The following is a 17,582-nucleotide window of genomic DNA, read 5'->3' as shown; positions in this document are numbered from 1 at the left end:
TCGGGGCCGGGTTTCTTCAACATGGCCCACTGAATCACAAACCCCCAGCTCTCGCCAGGGGTTTGTCAGCAGTCTGACGGCCCCATCTCGCGATGGGGCCGTTTTCGTTTGCAGGGCTTGGGGTCTGAGTAGCAACGGAACAGAAAACCTACATAAGGTTCGCGGAACCGTTGCCCTTATCCGTGGATCAAGGCGCCGAGTTGAACACGGCCTCGATGTGGTGTCCGTCTGGGTCGATGACGAAGGCAGCATAATAGTTGGGTCCGTAGTGGGGCCGTGATCCCGGACCGCCGTTGTCTCGACCTCCGTGATTAAGCGCTGCTTCATGAAAGTTAGCGACGGCCCTCCTGTCCGGAGCGGTGAAAGCGAGATGAAAGCCTGGACCAGGCGGACGCTGCCCTTCCGGCCTAAATTTGATGGCAAGCTTATCACCACCGCCTTCCGGGCCATAGCCAACTGCTTGATCAGCTTCTCCCGGCCGCAAATCTTCCCAGACCCGTACGTATCCAAGTGGGCTAAGAGCAGCGTCATAAAATGCAGCGGCGCGCGCGATATCAGAAACACCTAACGAAGCATGATGTAGCATTTGTCCTCCAATTTCAGGTTGCAGGCCCGGCTGCAACTCATTTAGGCCTCTACAACAAAACCTCGGTTTGTTGTGACGCGGCGAAGCCGTTCGCAAAAATCAGCGCAGGAGCATCGGTTGACCCACCCGGCATGTTCGGCAAACGCATCTCGACACCGCCGGGCGTCGTTTCAGACGCGTCGCGGACACCGGAGCGCTTTGAACTGCGGCATGCTTCCCGTTCTATCGGCCATGACCAAAGGAAATGGGCCGCAGATCAAGCCGGCTCAGCGCAGCGGCGAGCAACCGCCAACGTCAGCGGCCTTGATGCGACCCGTCTGCAGATCCTTCAGATAGGGCTTGTTCGGATCCGCTCCGCCGATGGCGTCGTCATAGGTCGCACGATCGATCGTGAGCATCAGTCCGGCAGCCGTAAAGCTCACCATTTTCTTTTTGTCGACATAGACGGAGGCGACGTTCATCCGGCAGAAGTACTTCTTCTCGCCGCTTGCAACGACCCAGCCCCAGGCGCCGGACTTTCCCCTCGAGAGCTTGCCGGTCGAGTAGCCCTGCTTCGAAAGTGCCGTATAGTTTTCCGCCTGGGCAATGCCAGGGAGGCCGACAAGGCCGATCGTCGCGGCCAGAGCCAAATGCTTGAATGAAATTGCCATTGGGGTTCAATCCTCAGAGAATGAAAACGCCGCTCTCTAAGCATTCCCTTGCAGGGACCACAACTTTAATCTGCAGGACTGCTTAATGCACCGGAAGCTGAAGTCCGCCCGTTCAGACGCTGCCGGATGTGGACGCCGCTCCAACCCATCCGCCAGCCAAGCTGCAAAAGAGCCACAGGTTACGAATGCGCATCGCATCGCTAGGTTCCCAGCAACCCGTCGAAATCTGCCGCTGGTCCCCCGAGTGGGCGGAACAGTTCGCCGTCAAGGCACGAGCGATCCGGGGTGTGTTGGGTGAACACGGTGTGCGCATAGACCATATCGGCTCGACGGCAGTCGAAGGTCTGGCTGCAAAACCAATCGTGGACATTCAGATTTCAGTGTTCGACCTGCACTGCGTCGAAGTCCTGGCGGAGAGGTTGGCGATGGTTGGATACGTGTGGCGGAAGTCCAACGGCGACCTGACGAAACGCTACTTCCGCGAGGCACCAGGCAACGAGCGCACGCATGTTCATGTGTGCGCCGTCTTGGAAGCTGGAGCGAGCAATGGTCGTTGCTGTTTCGGGACTACATGCGCCCCCACGCAGGCGAACACGCCCCCTACGCCGATCTCAAACGCACCTTGGCGACGCGATATCGGGACGACCGGGCGGCTTACACGGACGCCAAGTCCGATTACCTCTGGACCATCGTCCGGCGTGCCGATCGTTGGGCGGCTCAAACCGGTTGGCAGCCGGGACCGTCCGACGCTTGAGGTGCGCGTCCACCAAAACGACATCCCTATAAGCCAAGCAAAGTTGAACAGACCTTTCCACAGGCTCGGCGCTCGCCCCTCAAAACAAAAAAAGCCCCGGACGAACCGGGGCCTTTTCCTTGGGTCTTGATCGCACCGGCTTCAGCCGGCGGCCGATCAATGTTCCTTGTTGGCGTAAACCGACTTCTTCGTCAGGTACACAAGGCCGGTGAAGATCAGCAGGAACACCATGACCATGAAGCCGGTGCGCTTTCGGTCTTCCAGGTGCGGTTCGGCAGCCCACATCAGGAAGGCAGAAACGTCCTTGGCGTACTGATCGACGGTCTGCGGCGTGCCATCGTCATAGGTGACCTGGTCGTCGGAGATCGGCTTGGCCATTGCGAGTGCTGCCGCGCTGGCGAAGTACGGGTTGTAGTGCGTGCCTTCGGCCACTTCCGTGCCTTCCGGCGGTTCATGGTAGCCGGTCAGCAGTGCGTGGATGTAGTCCGGGCCACCTTCCTGGTAGGGCCAGAACATGTCGAAGACGAACTGTGGGAAGCCACGTTCGATGCCGCGCGCCTTGGCAATCAGCGAGAAGTCCGGCGGTGCAGCACCGTTGTTCGATGCGGCAGCGGCTTCCTTGTTTGCATAGGGTGCCGGGAAGTGGTCGGAAGGCACAGCCTTGCGGGTGAACATCTCACCGTCGGCATTCGGACCGTCCTGAACTTCATAGTTCGCCGCAAAGGCCTTTACCTGCGCTTCCGAGTAGCCGAGGCCTTCGAGTGTGCGGAAGGCCACCAGGTTCATCGAGTGGCAGGCCGAACAGACTTCGGTGTAGACCTTCAGGCCGCGCTGCAACTGGCCCTTGTCGTAGTGACCGAAGGGACCGGCAAAGCTCCAGTCCTGCTGTTCCGGCTTGTGGATCGGATAGTGGGGCGTACCGCCGCCATGCTCCTCGCCGCCCTTTGCCTCTTCGGCAACAGCCGCACCGAGACCGAGACCAGCGACGACAGCGAGTGACAGAATGCCTGTAACAAGCTTTTTCATTGTTGTGGGTTCCTTATCAATCGCTGTTCTGATCAGGCGCGTACGGCAGCCGGCTGCGCCTTGGCATTCTGCTTTTCCAAGACCGCTTCGGTGATGGAATTCGGAATGCGCTTCGGCGTTTCGATCAGGCCGAGAACCGGCATGATGACGAGGAAGAAGCCGAAGTAGTACAGCGTGCCGATCTGCGACATCACGACGTACAGGCCTTCTGCCGGACGCGAGCCGAGCCAGCCGAGCAGGATGGCGTTGGCGACGAAGATCCAGAAGAACAGCTTGTACCATGGACGGTAGACGGCCGAGCGGACCTTGGACGTGTCGAGCCAAGGCAGGAAGAACAGGATGATGATCGAGCCGAACATCACCAGAACGCCGCCGAGCTTGGAGTCGATCGGGCCGATGTTGAAGGTGATGGCGCGCAGCATCGCGTAGAACGGCAGGTAGTACCATTCCGGAACGATGTGGGCAGGCGTCTTCAGCGCGTCAGCCGGAATGTAGTTGTCCGGATGGCCGAGGAAGTTCGGCTGGTAGAAGACGAACCAGGCATAGATGATCAGGAAGACGGAGACGCCGAGCGCATCCTTCAGCGTCGCATAGGGCGTGAAGGGAACGGTGTCGGTCTTGGACTTCACTTCAACGCCGGTCGGGTTGGTCTGGCCGGTGACGTGCAGGGCCCAGATGTGCAGGACGACGACGCCGGCAATCATGAAGGGCAGCAGGTAGTGCAGCGAGAAGAAGCGGTTCAGCGTCGGCTGATCGACGGCAAAGCCACCGAGCAGGAACTGCTGGATCCAATCACCCACCAGCGGGAAAGCGGTGAAGAAGCCGGTGATAACGGTCGCGCCCCAGAAGGACATCTGACCCCAGGGCAGAACGTAGCCCATGAAGCCGGTCGCCATCATCAGGAGGTAGATGACCACGCCGAGGATCCAGAGGATTTCGCGCGGAGCCTTGTAGGAGCCGTAGTAGAGACCGCGGGCAATGTGCAGGTAGACGGCGATGAAGAAGAAGGATGCGCCGTTGGCGTGCATGTAGCGCAGCAGCCAGCCGTGGTTGACGTCGCGCATGATCTTCTCGACCGAGTTGAACGCAACGGTCGTTTCAGCGGCATAGTGCATGGCAAGCACGATACCGGTCAGGATCTGCACGACCAGCATGACCGAAAGCATCGCACCGAAGGTGTAGGCATAGTTCAGGTTCCGGGGAACCGGATAGCTGATGAAGCTATCATGAATCATACGCGGCAACGGCAGACGGGAATCAACCCATTTCTCAATGCCAGTCGTCGGCGTGTAGGTTGAATGTTCAGCACTCATTATCAGTAGTCCCCTCAACCGATCTTGATAACTGTGTCGGAAACGAACGAGAAGGTCGGCACGTGAAGGTTCTCCGGCGCCGGACCCTTACGGATGCGGCCGGCCGTATCGTAGTGCGAACCGTGACAGGGACAGAACCAGCCACCGAAATCACCGGCCTGGCCGAGCGGCACGCAGCCGAGATGGGTGCAGGAACCGATCATGACGATCCAGTTTTCCTTGCCTTCGCCGGCGGAACGATCGAGGTCGCTCGCGGTCGCGTCGGCGGGAAGGTTGGCGTTGCGCGCAACCTGGTCCTTCAGCTCGTCAAGCTTGACGGCCTTGGCCTCCTCGACTTCCTTTTCCGTACGGTTACGGATGAAGACCGGCTTGCCGCGCCATTTCGCCGTCAGCGACATGCCAGGCTGCAGGCTCGAGACGTCAACCTCGATCGAGGCGAGCGCGAGCGTCGATGCATCCGGACGCATCTGGTCGATGAAGGGCCAAGCGACAGCACCGGCGCCGACGACGCCTGCCATGCCGGTAGCCAGATAAAGGAAATCGCGGCGAGTGGGCTCGCCCAAGGCCTCGCTTGAAGTGTCGTGTTCGCTCACGGCTAAACCATCCTCTCACGCAATATTGCGGAAACCGCATCCGCCCCCGGCGAAATTCCTGCCCCTTGAGACTTGACCCAGGTCAAGGAACCACGCCCTATTCAGTGTGCTGGCACCCCGCCGGTTTGCGGTTGCAAACGCGACATCGGCGCCAGAATCCGGAACAACTCTGCGCGCGCACGGCCCGCAGAATCCCCGTCAATCCGGCGCGTTCTATGCTTGATCGCAAATTATGTCCAGCCTTGACAAGGGCATGTGGGCAGATTGTCGCGGGGAAAAGCGCGGCCAATTGGCACAAGGACTTGACGGTCACCGGTCAGGCGGAATTCAGCTTCGCCGGACGGTGACAAACATAGTGCGCAGCCGCTCTATTCGGCCGCTTCCTCGCGGGCCAGAAAACCACCGGATTGGCGCGACCAGAGGCTGGCATAAAGCCCGCCGCGCGCGACAAGTTCGGTATGCGTCCCCTCCTCGACGATCCGGCCCTTGTCCATGACGACGAGCCGGTCAAGGGCGGCAATGGTCGAGAGCCGGTGGGCAATCGCCAGCACGGTCTTGCCCTGCATCAGGCGGTCGAGATTGGACTGGATCGCCGCCTCGACCTCCGAATCGAGCGCCGAGGTCGCCTCGTCGAGCACCAGGATCGGCGCGTCCTTCAGCATTACCCGCGCAATGGCGATGCGTTGGCGCTGGCCGCCCGAAAGCTTGACGCCGCGTTCGCCGACATGGGCATCGAAACCTCTGCGTCCACGTTGGTCCTGCAGGTCGACGATGAAGTCGTAGGCTTCGGCTTTTCGCGCGGCGGCGATCAACTGCTCCTCGTCGGCATCGGGACGACCAAAGAGAATGTTGTCGCGGATCGAGCGATGCAGCAGCGAGGTGTCCTGGCTGACCATGCCGACTTGAGCGCGCAAGCTTTCCTGCCTGACCGCCGCGATGTCCTGGCCATCGATCAGAATGCGTCCATCCTCAAGGTCGTAGAACCGCAACAGCAGGTTCACCAACGTCGATTTGCCGGCCCCGGAGCGACCGACGATGCCCACTTTCTCCCCCGGCCGGATGACGAGGGAAAAGTCGTCGATGACGCGCTCACCCTTGCCGTAGTGGAAGCGCACGTTTTCGAAGCGGATTTCCGGCTCGCTGACGGCAAGCTCTTTTGCGTCGGGCCGGTCGACAAGTCCGATTGGCTGCGACACGAGCTCGGCCGAGTTCTGGATCGTGCCAATGTTGCGCATGATCGAGTTGAACTGGGTCATCATGCGACCGAGCAGCATGTTGAGCCTCAGCACCAGCGCCAGCGTGAAGGCAACCGCGCCGGAGCTGATTGCGCCGCCAAGCCACAGATGGATCGCATAGACCGCGATCGCCGTGATCATCAGGCCGGAAAGCAGCGCCAGCGAGGCACGCACGGCCGTCAGCAGCCGCGTGAACGGGATCACCGCCCGCTGGAACCGGTCGAAGCCGGCGCGGATGTAGCGATCGTTCTCCTCGTCGCGGCCGAAGAGCTTCAGCGTCTGGATGTTGGAATAGGCGTCGACCATGCGGCCGTTCAGCATCGATGCCATTTCCGCGGTGTCACGCGCGTGCTTGCGGATGCGCGGAACGAAATAGCGGGCGAGCGACAGGAAAATGACGATCCAGAAGGCGACCATCGCCGCCAGGCGCCAATCGAGCTGCGCCACCAGCGCCATGGTCGAGGCCGTGTAGATGACGATGAACCAGACGACCTGCAGCAGCGAGACGATCAGATCGCTGGTTGCCTGCGCCCCCGACCAGACCTTGGTGACGATGCGGCCGGAAAAATCGTTCTGGAAGAAGGTCAGGGACTGGCGGGCGACATGCACATAGGATTGCCAGCGCACCAGGTTGAGGAAGCCGGTGATGATCGACTGCTCTTCGACAAGCGCTGCCAGCGACACCGCCAGAAAGCGGAATACCAGCACGGTCAAAAGCATGAACAGCAGTTCCGGCCCGTTGGCGGCAATCAGGCCGCTCCAGCCGGCTTCGGGCTTGACCGTATCGAGCACGTCGACAAGCCGGCCGACGAAATAGAAAAGCCCCGCCTCCAGCATGGCGACGAGGCCGCCGAGCACCGCCATCGCCACGAACGGCCCCTTGGCCTGGCGAGCATAGAACCAGGCAAAACCCCAGAGTGATTTCGGCGGCTGAAGACGCTCGCGCGGCGCGAAGGGCTTGATCCAGTTCTCGAAGAGGCTGACGATGGCGCTGAGCATGGTTCCGATATAGGCGGTTCAGCGGGAACAGCAATCGGTTTCCGCTCAATTGCAGATTACAAATGCGTAACATCTAAGAGAGCGGTCCGCCGCACTTTCCAACGGCGGGCCGCCTGTTCTTATTCTGCCGCCTCTTCCTTCTCGACGTCGTCGGCGATGAAGCCGCCGGACTGGCGAGACCAGAGATCGGCATAAAGGCCGCCCTTGGCGACGAGTTCGCCGTGCGAGCCGGTCTCGACGATCCGACCGGCCTCGAGGATCACCAGCCGGTCCATCTCCGTCAGCGTCGACAGGCGGTGGGCAATCGCGATCACCGTCTTGCCGGCCATCAGCGCGAAGAGGTTCTCCTGGATCGCCGCCTCGACTTCGGAATCGAGCGCCGAGGTGGCTTCATCGAGGATCAGGATCGGCGCGTCCTTGAGGAACACGCGTGCAATCGCGATGCGCTGCCGTTGGCCGCCCGAGAGCTTGACGCCACGCTCGCCGACCTGGGCATCCAGGCCCTTGCGGCCCTGGTTGTCCTCGAGTCCCTGGATGAAGTCCCAGGCGTTCGCGCGCTTGGCCGCGGCGATGATCGCCTCGTCGTCCGCCTCCGGATGCCCATAGGCGATGTTGTCGCGAATGGAGCGGTGGAGCAGAGAGGTGTCCTGCGTCACCACACCGATCTGGGCACGCAGACTGTCCTGGGTGACGGTGGAAATATCCTTGCCATCGATCCTGATCGCGCCGTCCTCCAGGTCGTAGAAGCGCAGGAGCAGGTTCATCAGTGTCGTCTTGCCCGCACCCGAACGGCCGACAAGACCGATCTTCTCGCCCGGCTTGATGTCGAGCGACAGGTGATCGATGACCCCCTTGGCCTTGCCGTAGTGGAAGCGGATGTTGTCGAAGGCGATTGCCCCCTTCTCTGCCTTCAACGCCTTGGCGTCCGGTTCGTCGACGATGTCGTGGGCCTTCGTCATCATGCCGATGCCATCGTAGACCGTGCCGATGTTTTCAAACAGCGCCGAGACTTCCCACATGATCCACTGCGACATGCCGTTGATGCGCATCGCCAGGCCGACCGCGATCGCGATCGCGCCGACCGAAATCGCACTCGTCAGCCACAGATGGATGCCAAGAGCGGCAATTGCGAACAGCGCGATGCTGTTGTTGGCGTAAACGAGAATGTGGAACAGCGTCACCTTGCGCATCTGGCGATGCACAGTGTCGAGGAAGCTGTCCATGCCCTCGCGGGCATAGCTTTCCTCGCGGCCGGCATGCGAGAACAGCTTGACCGTGCCGATATTGGTGTAGCTGTCGACGATCCGGCCCGTCATCATCGAGCGTGCATCCGCCTGCTCCTTGGAGATCTTCTGCAACCGCGGCACGAAGTAGCCGACGATGCAGATGTAGATCGCCAGCCAGATGGCAAGCGGGATCACGAGCCGCCAGTCAGCGGTCGCAACGACGGCCAGCATCGTGACGAAATAGCTGACGACATAGACGAAGACGTCGAGGATCTTCATCACCGTTTCGCGCACCGCAAGCGAGGTCTGCATCACCTTCGTCGCCACGCGTCCTGCGAACTCGTTGGCAAAGAAGGTCATGCTCTGGCGAAGCAGATAGCGGTGCATCTGCCAGCGGGCGATCATCGGATAATTGCCGAGCAGCACCTGGTGCATGATCAGGGAATCGATCGCGACCAGCCCCGGCAGGCCGATGAGAACAAGCGCCCCCATCCAGAAGAGCCGGCCGCCTTCCGCTTCAAGGAAGGTCTCGCGATTGGCGCTCGACAGCCAGTCGACCATGTTGCCAAGGAACTGGAACAGCGCCACTTCGCCGATGGCGATCAACGCGGTGCAGACCGACATGATGAGCAGCCACGGCACGGCCGGCTTGGAATAGTGCCAGCAGAAGCCGAAAAGGCTCTTCGGCGGAAGCGTCGGCTCTTCCGTCGGATAGGGATTGAGGCGGGACTCAAACCAGCCAAACATTGCATTGCTCCTTCAGAGTATTTTGAAGGAAAGCGGGATCTCGTGCGCGCCCCGCATTCTTATGATGAAAATTGCAGTCCGGAAATGCCGCCCCGCAAAAGGGCTACGTCTTCCGGAGTCCCGGAAGCGCGTCGATCTCTTTTAAAAAGATAGGTCGCGGAACCGGTCAGGCCAAACGGTGGCCCACTACTCCTGGAAGGCGTGTCAACATCCATACAGTCATGTTTGCCTCCGTCGGTTCGCGTTGAAGAGGTCTGATCTCTACCCCTATTCGCGACGACATGCCAGATTGTCGCAGGCACTTTCTTGCCCATTTTTTCATCGCACAATCTGCTGTTGCTGTTTCGGCACAGATTAGCGCGGGCGAAATGAGCGATCCGCGATTGACGGCAGCGCACGTTGATCGAGGGTGGATCGATCCGGCATTCGATGCCATAGGAGCCCGGACAGACATTCATTCCGCCTTGAACTCCCGGAGCAACCGCAGCCCCATGAGCAACCTGCGCATCGCCCTTTACCAGCCCGACATTCCCGGCAACACCGGCACGATCCTGCGCATGGCCGCCTGCCTCGGCCTTGGCGTCGATATCATCGAGCCCGCGGGCTTCGACCTTTCCGACCGCAACCTGAAGCGCGCCGGCATGGACTACATCGCCTCGGTGGCGCTGACGCGGCACGTCAACTGGGAACACTTCGAGGAATGGCGAGCCGCAAGCGGTCGACGATTGGTGCTGGCGTCCACCAAGGCCGCCCTGCCCTATACCCGCTACGAATTCCGCCCGGACGACATCCTGCTCTTCGGTCGCGAGAGCGCCGGTGTGCCCGACCATGTGCACGAGCGGGCGGATGGGCGCATCCTCATTAAGATGGCCGATGGCCAACGGTCGCTGAACATCGCGATCTCGGCCGCAATGATCGCCGGTGAGGCCATTCGGCAAGTTTCGCCGGTCTAGCAAAGTCAGCATCGACGCCTCCTGTCTCATGCCTTGGTCGGCCATCGACACGATGCCCGGCTCGGGCCCGTGGTGCGACCCTCGGTCACGCCGCCACATCATTGTAAGGCGCGCTCTTGCGCGCCTGCTTCAGCGTTCGTGACCACCAGGTCAGCCTGTCCATCATCAGAAACAGCGGCGCGCGCAATTCGTCGGGTTTGTAGAGGTTGCCGGCAGCGTCGAATTTCGACCACGCTTTTGGCAGCGAAATCCCGTCACGAAGCGTCACCGCATGCAACTCGCCGAACACCTGCCGCAACTGTTCGACCGCACGAATGCCGCCAGAGGCTCCGCCATAGGAAACGAAGGCGACGGGCTTTGCGTGCCAGGGCCCGTAGACCGAATCGATCAGTTCCTTCAGCGCCGCCGGGTAGCCATGATTGTATTCGGGGGTGACGATGATGAAGGCATCGGCCTCGGCGATCTTGCGCTCCAGCCACTCGCCCGGATCGACCGCTGCACCGACGCCGCGCGAGGTGCGAAGCCGTGCGGGGTCGATCACGGTGAGGGAAAAGATCTCGGACGTCGAAAGCTCGCGGACCAGCCAGTTGGCAACGGTATCGCAGAAGCGACCCTGGCGCGCGCTGCCGTAGATCACGGCAAGGGTCATTTTTTCAGTCATGGGGATCAAGCTCCTGTTGTCTGCGTCCTGGAGCCAATGCTATAGAACCTCAACAATAGTTGAGGTCAATAGCCACCATGACGATCGTCAAGAACAATGAACTGCGCCGCGAACTGACGGTGGGCGAAGTGGCGGAACGCAGTGGCGTTGCCGTCTCCACCCTGCACTTCTACGAGGCCAAGGGCCTGATCCGCAGCAACCGCACCCGCGGCAACCAGCGGCGCTATCCGCGCGGCATTCTGCGGCGCGTCGCCGTCATCAAGGTCGCCCAGCGCACCGGCATCCCTCTTTCGGAGATTCAGGACGCATTGTCTGTTCTGCCGGACGATCGTCCACTGACGGTGGAAGATTGGAGCAAACTGTCCGAAAACTGGCGCGAACAGCTGAGCGAACGCATCGCCAGCCTGATGGCGTTGCGCGATCACCTGACGAGCTGCATCGGCTGCGGCTGCCTGTCGCTCAGGGAATGTCCCTTGCGCAATCCGCATGACGTGCTGTCGATGGAAGGCGCCGGGCCAAGGCTGATGGAAGAGGACAGCCACGCTTGAATGCGGTCGACATGGACGATGAAGAAGTTTGGTCTGCCCGCAATCGGCGGCTCGTGGCGACTAGGAGCCTCGGTCAGTCCGCGGTCGGCAGGCGGCGCATGGTAAACTCGATCTCGTCGCCGTCGAGCTGGCGCCAGCTTTCCACCTCGGTCCAGTAGGCCGCCTTCGGCCAGGTATCGAACCATTCGCGCGCCTTGGCCCGGGCCGCGCTACGCGTGAGCCGAAAGGTCTCCCGCACGAACAGGCCATCGCCTCGTGTCGGATTGTCCCGGCGATGCCGGGCGATCTGCCGCCGCAAACCATCGAGCGGCGGAGCTGCGGGTATTCTTGCCATGGGCCATACCCCTAAGCGCTAAGATAGTGGCGCGATCAACGCTTTGCTAGAGCATTGTGAGGACCGGAGGTACCTGGCGCCGTACCTCGCCATGCGACAGACTGCCCGATACGGTAAAGCGCCGTTGCCATCGACGCGAAAGTGTGGCCTGTGGCGAAATCAATCGAATCGGCCGCTTTTCTCCGGCAAAAGCCGCCAACAGGACGCAATTTCCATGGAACGACCGCAGCTACCCCAAGGGCTCCCCGCAGACATCGAAGAAAAGAAGGCCGAAGCGCGCGCGTGGTTCGAAGGACTGCGGGATACCATCTGCGCCGCCTTCGAAGCGGTCGAGGACGAGCTGACGGGACCGCTTTCCGATCGCGCCCCCGGCCGTTTCGTTGCCAAGGACTGGAGCCGTGAGGATGGCAAGGGCGGCGGTGGCCGCATGTCGATGATGGAAGGTCGCGTCTTCGAAAAGGTCGGTGTCCACACCTCGACGGTCTATGGCGAGTTTTCGCCGGAGTTCCGCAGCCAGATTCCGGGTGCGAACGAAGATCCGCGTTTCTGGGCCTCCGGCATCTCGCTGATCGCGCATCCCGTGAACCCAAATGTCCCGGCCGTGCACATGAACACCCGGATGGTGGTGACGACGAGCAACTGGTTCGGCGGCGGCGCGGACCTGACGCCGGTTCTTGACCGGCGCCGCGTCATGACGGATCCGGACACGCAGCTCTTCCATCGTGCCATGGAGATCACCTGCAGCCGGCACGCGGTTGCCGACCATGCCAAGTTCAAGAAGTGGTGCGACGACTACTTCTTCCTGCCGCATCGCAGCGAACCGCGCGGCACCGGCGGCATTTTCTACGACTGGCTGCATTCCTCAGACGAACAGGGCGGCTGGCACGCCGACTTTGCCTTCACTCGCGATGTCGGCAAGGCCTTTGCCCTCGTCTACCCGAAGATCGTCCGCAGCAATTTCAACACGCCGTGGACCGAGGAAGACCGTGACGAACAGCTGGTGCGACGCGGTCGCTACGTCGAGTTCAACCTGCTCTACGACCGCGGCACGATCTTCGGCCTGAAGACCGGCGGCAACGTCGAGTCGATCCTCTCGTCCATGCCGCCGGTGGTGCGCTGGCCGTAACTCGGTCTCACGCAGGCAAGGCGACCTGAGTCAGGCGAACAGACAGGGCGTTGCCGCTAAAGGCAGCGCTCTTTGCCTATTTGCAGATCCGCACTTTCTTCAGGAAGACATTGCCATAGGCGCCGTAAGTCTTGACGGTCTTGACGACACAACTCGGCTTGCAGCCATAGCTGTAGTTTTGCGCCTTGGCTGCCGTGCCAAAGGCAAGTGCCAGCACCATCGCCAGAGCCGTGGCGAAGAAAGAACCGCGCATCGAGTAGATCCCCTGCTGCTTTTTACCACTGCGACGAGCCCGTCGCTTGCAGCACTCATCGCATGCCTGCGAATTCCGCGCTGTTTCAAATGAAACAACCGAACAAACCGCGGCTTCTGGCGTTTCACTTTCCTGAAGCGAGGTGGTTGCCATGGTATTCAAGAAGCGGACATTCCACGGCGTCGAGCCAGAGGAACTGACACCGGATCAAACGGCGGAACTGGAGGGCCGCGTTGCCGATCTTCTGACGGCCGTGCCCGGCCTCGATGCTTCCGATGTGACGGTGACTGCCCAAGGCAACACCATCATCCTTGCCGGCTTTGTCGCAACCGCGGCCGAGGTCGGCAGAGCCGAAGAGGCCGCAAGACAGGTGCACGGCGTCGCTGAGGTGATCAACCGGATCGAGGCGGTGGCGGTCAGATCGAGCTGAGGGTCCAGCTAACGATTTCGGCGGAAACGGTGGCAAACGCCTGGTCCAATGCCTTGATGAAAGCCGGATTGCCGGCTCCCTTCACCGCGGTCGTCGCACGAAACGCCTTTTGCGCTCGCACCGTGCCGGTGCGGTCGTTGAGGATCTTGGCGAAGATCTCGACGACAGCGGTGTCGCCACCTTCGGTGGAAATCTCGAACGAGCGGATTTCCGAGATGATCTGATAGTCGATGGCAAGCCCCTCGCCCGGCTTGCCGACGCCACCGATCTTGCCGGTATTTTCGAACGCCTGCACGAGCTTCGCCTGGACCATCCGCGGCAGCCGGTCACTCCACTGCGCCTTGGAGAGATATTGCAGCTCCGACCCGGACAGGCGGATGACCACCTGGTCGCTGTCGAGCGCCTTCAGCGCCGTCGGTTCCGGCACAAGGATCTGCTTGTTCGTCGACGCGCGCCCTTCGATGACCGGCGCCGCCGAAAGGCCGAATGTGTCATTGGTGGCGCGGGTGCCGCATGCGGCAAGGCCTGCAGCCAGCATGAAAATCAGAGCGGAACGCCAAGCACGCGTCTTCCCTACACCCACAAGCTCCGAAAAATTCATACTGCCCAAACCCTTGTCCCACACACCCTGGCGCGCTCCCGATCGAAAACACACCGTCCGGCCCCACGCCGGTAATGCCGGCCCCGACTCAGCGCCGGGTGCGGCCATCATACTGTTTTACCGTTTCGCCCCCGAAGAGAAGACGTTGCGGGTTCTTGTCGAATGTGGAGATCGTATTCTCCAGGCTCTGCACCGTGCGCCGTGTATCGGTGACCAGCGCCTCGACGTCGCGCAGACCGGAGCCGGAGAAGCGCTTGAGGTTGTCGGCAATCGGGCCGATCTGGGCGTTGAGATTGTCGGCCATCTTTTTGAAGGACGCGAGTGTTGCGCGTGCGTCTGCCGAAAGCGATGGCGCGTCCGCATCGCCGAGGAAACCGTCGACCTTGACGAGAATGCTGTCGACTCGACTGGAGGCGGCATTCAGCTTGCTCGCAAGCTGCGTTACATCGGTAATCGTGCGGTCGATATCCTCTTGCCGCGCCGTAATCTTCGAGGCGAACTGCGAAATATTGGCGACCGTCTTTCGGGCATCGGCGGTTGCCGCCGTGATGTCGTTGACGACCAGTTCCACCTTCTGCTTGTCCACCGAGGCCACCAGCGTATCGACGCGCGCCAGCGTCTTCTGGGCGTTCTTGCCGAACTGGTCGTAGGTCTCGACCGTCTTGCGGAACGCCGCGAGGGTCTCCGTCACGCCACCGGAAGCCGCCTTCAGGTCGTTGCTGATCTGCTCGACGTTGGAAACGATCTGATCGACCTTCTTGGGATCCACGGACTTCACCAGCGTCTCGGCCGACGTCAGCGTCGAATCGAGCTTCTTCGAGGCTGCGCTGAGCGAACCGGAGAGCTCGGTCACGCTTTTCAGGAAGTTGTCGATCGCGCCGGAATTCTTGGCCAGCGCATCGGAAAACGTCTCGGCATTGCGGATCGTCTGGGTCAGCGGACCGCGCACATCGGTCACGAAACCCTGGATATCCGTGATCGCGTCATTGGCCCGGTCCATGATCTGGTCGGCCGTGGCGAGCAGGCTGGTGACGCTCGACTGGTCGGCGAGGATACGCGCCTGCGTCCCCTTTTCGATCGCCGACTTCAGGATGTTTTCGTCACCCTTGCGACCGCCGCTGAGTTCGATATAGGCCGCACCCGTCAGGCCCTGCACTTCCAGCGTTGCCTTGGTGGATTTCAGCACCGGCGCGTCGATCGAGACCTCGGTGACCGCGATCGAGTAGCGCGGGTCATTGGCGTCGATTGCCAGATTGCGCACCGAGCCGACGGCGATACCGTTGAAGCGCACCGGCGAGCCGACCGACAGGCCATTGGCCGAACCCGGGATGTTGACGACCAACTCGACCATTTCGCCGCTGCGGCCGTATTGCGACATCCAGTAGACGAAGCCGAATGCGGCCGCGATCACGAACACCGTGAAGAAACCGACAATGGCGTAGTTCGCTTTCGTTTCCATTCGTACCGACTACCTTCGTGGCCGCGTCACCGGCTCTTCCTTCGCCCTTGACGCTAAAGCGCCAGGAGCGATGCTCTCGTCATTGCTCGTGGCGCACGATCGACCGTGCCCGCTTGCCGCGGAAATAGGACTGCACCCAGGGATCGTTGCAGGCCAGCATGTCTTCGACGGTGCCCTCGACCAGAACCTTCTTCTTGCCGAGGACCGCGATGCGGTCGCAGACGGAAAAAAGGCTGTCGAGGTCGTGAGTCACCATATACACGGTCAATCCCAACGTGTCGCGCAGCTTGGCGATCAACTCGTCGAACTCCGCGGCGCCGATCGGATCGAGACCCGAGGTCGGCTCGTCGAGAAACACCAGGTCCGGATCGAGCGCCAAGGCGCGCGCAAGTGCTGCGCGCTTGATCATGCCGCCGGAAAGCTCCGACGGGTATTTTTCCGCTGCTTCCGGCGCCAGGCCCACGAGCTCGATCTTCAGCCGCGCCAGTTCGTCCATTAGGTCTTGCGGCAGGTCGAGATACTCGCGCATCGGCACCTGAATGTTCTCGCGCACCGTCAGCGCCGAAAAAAGCGCTCCGTGCTGGAACAGAACGCCGAGGCGCATGTCGAGCGCAATACGCTCGGCTTCGCTGATCTTGTCGTAGTCCGCGCCCAGAATCTCGATCTTGCCTGATCGTTTCGCCAGCAGCCTGAGGACGGTGCGCATCAGCACCGACTTGCCCGTACCGGACGCGCCGACGAAGCCGAGGATCTCGCCGCGGTAGATTTCGAGGTTGAGCTTGTCGAGCACGATGTTGGAACCGAAGCCGACCGTCAGATCGCGGACGGAAAGCACGGATTCGCGCCCGTTCGCTTCGGTCTGATGGTATTCCTCGTGCTGCTTTAAGACTGGGTTCACGCTGTTCCTCGCCTCAGAAATCGATTGCCGCGTAGAACATCGCGAAAAGCCCGTCGATCAGGATCACGACGAAGATCGACTTGACCACCGAGGACGTCACATGGCGGCCGAGGGACTCGGCACTGCCGCCGACCTTCAGGCCCTCGACGGCGGCCACGACGCCGATGATCAGCGCCATGAACGGCGCCTTGATCATGCCGGCGGCGACGGAGGAAAAGTCGACCGCTTCCTGCAGACGGGCAAGGAAGGTCGGGATCGTGATGCCGGAATAGCCCCATGCGACGAGGGCGGCGCCGGTCAGCGCGGCGAAGTTCGCGATGATCGTCAGGAGTGGCAGGGCGATCGTCAGGGCGACAAGCCGCGGGAAGACGAGCACACCGACGGGGCTCAACCCCATCACCTTCAGTGCATCGACCTCCTCGCGCATCTTCATCGAGCCGATTTCGGCGGTGATCGCACTGCCGGAGCGGCCGGCGATCATGATCGCCGTCAGAAGCACGCCGATTTCACGCAGTTGCAGAATGCCGACAAGGTCGACGACGAAGACTTCGGCGCCGAAGTAACGAAGCTGGAACGCACCTTGCTGCGCGATGATCGCGCCGATCAGGAACGACATCAGCATGATGATCGGCACCGCCATCACGCCCATCCGGTCGATCTGATGAACGATCGCCGCCGGAGAGACGCCGCTGTGTCTTCCGAGCTTGAGCTGGGCGCCACGCACCGCCGAGCCGAGAATGTACATGGCCGCGACAATGTCCTGCCACGTCGCCACCATGACCTCGCCGACCGGCGCAAAGATCCGCTGGAAGATCGGAACGCGTTCGTTGCCTGTCTCGGGCGAGCGCAGCTCCGCCGGCAAGGCGTCGATCAGTTCGACATAGCGCTGCCCACCTTCGACGAAATGAACATCATCGCGGGAGGGGCCGGCCACGCGGGTCATGAAGCGCCGGATGATCCAGGCGCCCGCAGTATCCATCGCCGTCACGCCAGACAGGTCGAACTGCCGGATGCCGTCATCCTTGCGCGCCAGGCCGTCAAGCTTGGCCGCCATCGCTTCAGCCGTCTCGTGCCGCCAGGCGCCCGTGAACACATAGCTCCGCCCGCCGGCACTATCGGCCAGTGCGACATCGGCAGAGATCTTGCGGGCGGCTTGCGACACGTGGCTTCTGTTTTCCCGATTTGCTAAA

At 61.4% G+C, this 17,582-nt stretch carries 19 protein-coding genes and 1 pseudogene; 6 read left to right on the top strand and 14 right to left on the bottom strand.

Annotation, left to right across the window (positions count from 1 at the left end):
* Positions 1 to 187 precede the first annotated feature (187 nt).
* Positions 188 to 586, bottom strand: a complete 399-nt coding sequence (locus MKZ91_RS29565; protein WP_336174591.1) for a VOC family protein — start codon at positions 584 to 586, stop codon at positions 188 to 190.
* Between the two features lie 266 nt (positions 587 to 852).
* Complete coding sequence (locus MKZ91_RS29560) at positions 853 to 1,236, bottom strand: hypothetical protein (RefSeq protein WP_336174590.1); 384 nt, start codon at positions 1,234 to 1,236, stop codon at positions 853 to 855.
* A 185-nt stretch (positions 1,237 to 1,421) separates the two neighbouring features.
* On the opposite strand from MKZ91_RS29560, the pseudogene MKZ91_RS31705 reads away from it, so the two are divergent.
* Positions 1,422 to 1,703 (top strand): annotated as a pseudogene (locus MKZ91_RS31705) (GrpB family protein); the annotation flags it as partial.
* Positions 1,704 to 1,807: 104 nt separating this feature from the next.
* Positions 1,808 to 1,990, top strand: coding sequence for a GrpB family protein (locus MKZ91_RS31700; protein ID WP_442892365.1), 183 nt, complete (start codon positions 1,808 to 1,810; stop codon positions 1,988 to 1,990).
* Positions 1,991 to 2,146: 156 nt separating this feature from the next.
* On the opposite strand, the gene MKZ91_RS29550 is transcribed toward MKZ91_RS31700, so the two are convergent.
* The 5 genes from MKZ91_RS29550 to MKZ91_RS29530 form a co-directional block, all read right to left on the bottom strand.
* A complete protein-coding gene (locus MKZ91_RS29550; protein ID WP_336174588.1) occupies positions 2,147 to 3,016 on the bottom strand; it encodes a cytochrome c1 in 870 nt (289 codons plus the stop codon).
* A gap of 32 nt (positions 3,017 to 3,048) precedes the next feature.
* Positions 3,049 to 4,329 carry a cytochrome b gene (locus MKZ91_RS29545; protein ID WP_336174587.1) on the bottom strand — a complete coding sequence of 427 codons (1,281 nt, stop codon included), beginning with the start codon at positions 4,327 to 4,329 and terminating at the stop codon, positions 3,049 to 3,051.
* A gap of 14 nt (positions 4,330 to 4,343) precedes the next feature.
* Positions 4,344 to 4,922 (bottom strand): ubiquinol-cytochrome c reductase iron-sulfur subunit, encoded by a 579-nt coding sequence (petA, locus tag MKZ91_RS29540; RefSeq protein ID WP_336174586.1) that lies wholly within the window; start codon positions 4,920 to 4,922, stop codon positions 4,344 to 4,346.
* 368 nt (positions 4,923 to 5,290) lie between these two features.
* Positions 5,291 to 7,156, bottom strand: coding sequence for an ABC transporter ATP-binding protein (locus MKZ91_RS29535; protein WP_336174585.1), 1,866 nt, complete (start codon positions 7,154 to 7,156; stop codon positions 5,291 to 5,293).
* A gap of 119 nt (positions 7,157 to 7,275) precedes the next feature.
* On the bottom strand, positions 7,276 to 9,129 hold the full coding sequence (locus MKZ91_RS29530; protein ID WP_336174584.1) for an ABC transporter ATP-binding protein: 1,854 nt from the start codon (positions 9,127 to 9,129) through the stop codon (positions 7,276 to 7,278).
* Between the two features lie 491 nt (positions 9,130 to 9,620).
* On the opposite strand from MKZ91_RS29530, the gene MKZ91_RS29525 reads away from it, so the two are divergent.
* Entirely contained in the window at positions 9,621 to 10,082 is a 462-nt protein-coding gene (locus MKZ91_RS29525; RefSeq protein WP_336174583.1) for a tRNA (cytidine(34)-2'-O)-methyltransferase, read from the top strand.
* Positions 10,083 to 10,167: 85 nt separating this feature from the next.
* Here the strand turns inward: MKZ91_RS29525 and MKZ91_RS29520 are convergent, their stop codons facing one another.
* A complete protein-coding gene (locus MKZ91_RS29520) occupies positions 10,168 to 10,743 on the bottom strand; it encodes an NADPH-dependent FMN reductase (RefSeq protein WP_336174582.1) in 576 nt (191 codons plus the stop codon).
* Between the two features lie 77 nt (positions 10,744 to 10,820).
* Here MKZ91_RS29520 and soxR point away from each other — a divergent pair, with 77 nt between their 5' ends.
* Positions 10,821 to 11,291, top strand: a complete 471-nt coding sequence (gene soxR, locus MKZ91_RS29515) for a redox-sensitive transcriptional activator SoxR (protein ID WP_336174581.1) — start codon at positions 10,821 to 10,823, stop codon at positions 11,289 to 11,291.
* Positions 11,292 to 11,364: 73 nt separating this feature from the next.
* Here soxR and MKZ91_RS29510 read toward each other — a convergent pair whose 3' ends face one another.
* Complete coding sequence (locus tag MKZ91_RS29510) at positions 11,365 to 11,625, bottom strand: hypothetical protein (RefSeq protein ID WP_336174580.1); 261 nt, start codon at positions 11,623 to 11,625, stop codon at positions 11,365 to 11,367.
* Positions 11,626 to 11,839: 214 nt separating this feature from the next.
* On the opposite strand from MKZ91_RS29510, the gene hemF reads away from it, so the two are divergent.
* The gene (gene hemF, locus MKZ91_RS29505) at positions 11,840 to 12,751 is read left to right on the top strand and encodes an oxygen-dependent coproporphyrinogen oxidase (RefSeq protein WP_336174579.1); all 912 of its coding nucleotides are present in this window, start codon (positions 11,840 to 11,842) and stop codon (positions 12,749 to 12,751) included.
* A gap of 76 nt (positions 12,752 to 12,827) precedes the next feature.
* On the opposite strand, the gene MKZ91_RS29500 is transcribed toward hemF, so the two are convergent.
* On the bottom strand, positions 12,828 to 13,166 hold the full coding sequence (locus tag MKZ91_RS29500; RefSeq protein ID WP_336174578.1) for a hypothetical protein: 339 nt from the start codon (positions 13,164 to 13,166) through the stop codon (positions 12,828 to 12,830).
* Between MKZ91_RS29500 and MKZ91_RS29495 the strand changes: the two genes are divergently transcribed.
* A complete protein-coding gene (locus MKZ91_RS29495; RefSeq protein WP_336174577.1) occupies positions 13,156 to 13,434 on the top strand; it encodes a BON domain-containing protein in 279 nt (92 codons plus the stop codon). The two genes, MKZ91_RS29500 and MKZ91_RS29495, sit on opposite strands and share 11 nt — an antisense overlap.
* Here the strand turns inward: MKZ91_RS29495 and MKZ91_RS29490 are convergent.
* The 4 genes from MKZ91_RS29490 to MKZ91_RS29475 form a co-directional block, all read right to left on the bottom strand.
* The gene (locus MKZ91_RS29490; protein ID WP_336174593.1) at positions 13,421 to 14,035 is read right to left on the bottom strand and encodes an ABC-type transport auxiliary lipoprotein family protein; all 615 of its coding nucleotides are present in this window, start codon (positions 14,033 to 14,035) and stop codon (positions 13,421 to 13,423) included. The two genes, MKZ91_RS29495 and MKZ91_RS29490, sit on opposite strands and share 14 nt — an antisense overlap.
* An 88-nt stretch (positions 14,036 to 14,123) precedes the next feature.
* A complete protein-coding gene (locus tag MKZ91_RS29485; RefSeq protein WP_336174576.1) occupies positions 14,124 to 15,494 on the bottom strand; it encodes an MlaD family protein in 1,371 nt (456 codons plus the stop codon).
* 79 nt (positions 15,495 to 15,573) lie between these two features.
* A complete protein-coding gene (locus MKZ91_RS29480) occupies positions 15,574 to 16,392 on the bottom strand; it encodes an ABC transporter ATP-binding protein (protein WP_336174575.1) in 819 nt (272 codons plus the stop codon).
* 13 nt (positions 16,393 to 16,405) lie between these two features.
* Positions 16,406 to 17,554, bottom strand: a complete 1,149-nt coding sequence (locus tag MKZ91_RS29475) for an ABC transporter permease (RefSeq protein ID WP_336174574.1) — start codon at positions 17,552 to 17,554, stop codon at positions 16,406 to 16,408.
* Positions 17,555 to 17,582: the final 28 nt, after the last annotated feature.

It is taken from the genome of Ensifer sp. MJa1 (assembly GCF_037026475.1).
In the GTDB taxonomy this organism is placed as follows: domain Bacteria; phylum Pseudomonadota; class Alphaproteobacteria; order Rhizobiales; family Rhizobiaceae; genus Ensifer.
This window is presented reverse-complemented; position numbering and strand designations above follow the sequence as displayed.

What these genes read in the sequence shown, in the direction of transcription:
- MKZ91_RS29565 (WP_336174591.1), bottom strand. Translation starts at nt 586, where the DNA reads ATGCTACATCATGCTTCGTTAGGTGTTTCTGATATCGCGCGCGCCGCT.
- MKZ91_RS29560 (WP_336174590.1), bottom strand. Translation starts at nt 1,236, where the DNA reads ATGGCAATTTCATTCAAGCATTTGGCTCTGGCCGCGACGATCGGCCTT.
- MKZ91_RS31700 (WP_442892365.1), top strand. Translation starts at nt 1,808, where the DNA reads ATGCGCCCCCACGCAGGCGAACACGCCCCCTACGCCGATCTCAAACGC.
- MKZ91_RS29550 (WP_336174588.1), bottom strand. Translation starts at nt 3,016, where the DNA reads ATGAAAAAGCTTGTTACAGGCATTCTGTCACTCGCTGTCGTCGCTGGT.
- MKZ91_RS29545 (WP_336174587.1), bottom strand. Translation starts at nt 4,329, where the DNA reads ATGAGTGCTGAACATTCAACCTACACGCCGACGACTGGCATTGAGAAA.
- MKZ91_RS29535 (WP_336174585.1), bottom strand. Translation starts at nt 7,156, where the DNA reads ATGCTCAGCGCCATCGTCAGCCTCTTCGAGAACTGGATCAAGCCCTTC.
- MKZ91_RS29530 (WP_336174584.1), bottom strand. Translation starts at nt 9,129, where the DNA reads ATGTTTGGCTGGTTTGAGTCCCGCCTCAATCCCTATCCGACGGAAGAG.
- MKZ91_RS29525 (WP_336174583.1), top strand. Translation starts at nt 9,621, where the DNA reads ATGAGCAACCTGCGCATCGCCCTTTACCAGCCCGACATTCCCGGCAAC.
- MKZ91_RS29520 (WP_336174582.1), bottom strand. Translation starts at nt 10,743, where the DNA reads ATGACTGAAAAAATGACCCTTGCCGTGATCTACGGCAGCGCGCGCCAG.
- soxR (WP_336174581.1), top strand. Translation starts at nt 10,821, where the DNA reads ATGACGATCGTCAAGAACAATGAACTGCGCCGCGAACTGACGGTGGGC.
- MKZ91_RS29510 (WP_336174580.1), bottom strand. Translation starts at nt 11,625, where the DNA reads ATGGCAAGAATACCCGCAGCTCCGCCGCTCGATGGTTTGCGGCGGCAG.
- hemF (WP_336174579.1), top strand. Translation starts at nt 11,840, where the DNA reads ATGGAACGACCGCAGCTACCCCAAGGGCTCCCCGCAGACATCGAAGAA.
- MKZ91_RS29495 (WP_336174577.1), top strand. Translation starts at nt 13,156, where the DNA reads ATGGTATTCAAGAAGCGGACATTCCACGGCGTCGAGCCAGAGGAACTG.
- MKZ91_RS29490 (WP_336174593.1), bottom strand. Translation starts at nt 14,035, where the DNA reads ATGAATTTTTCGGAGCTTGTGGGTGTAGGGAAGACGCGTGCTTGGCGT.
- MKZ91_RS29485 (WP_336174576.1), bottom strand. Translation starts at nt 15,494, where the DNA reads ATGGAAACGAAAGCGAACTACGCCATTGTCGGTTTCTTCACGGTGTTC.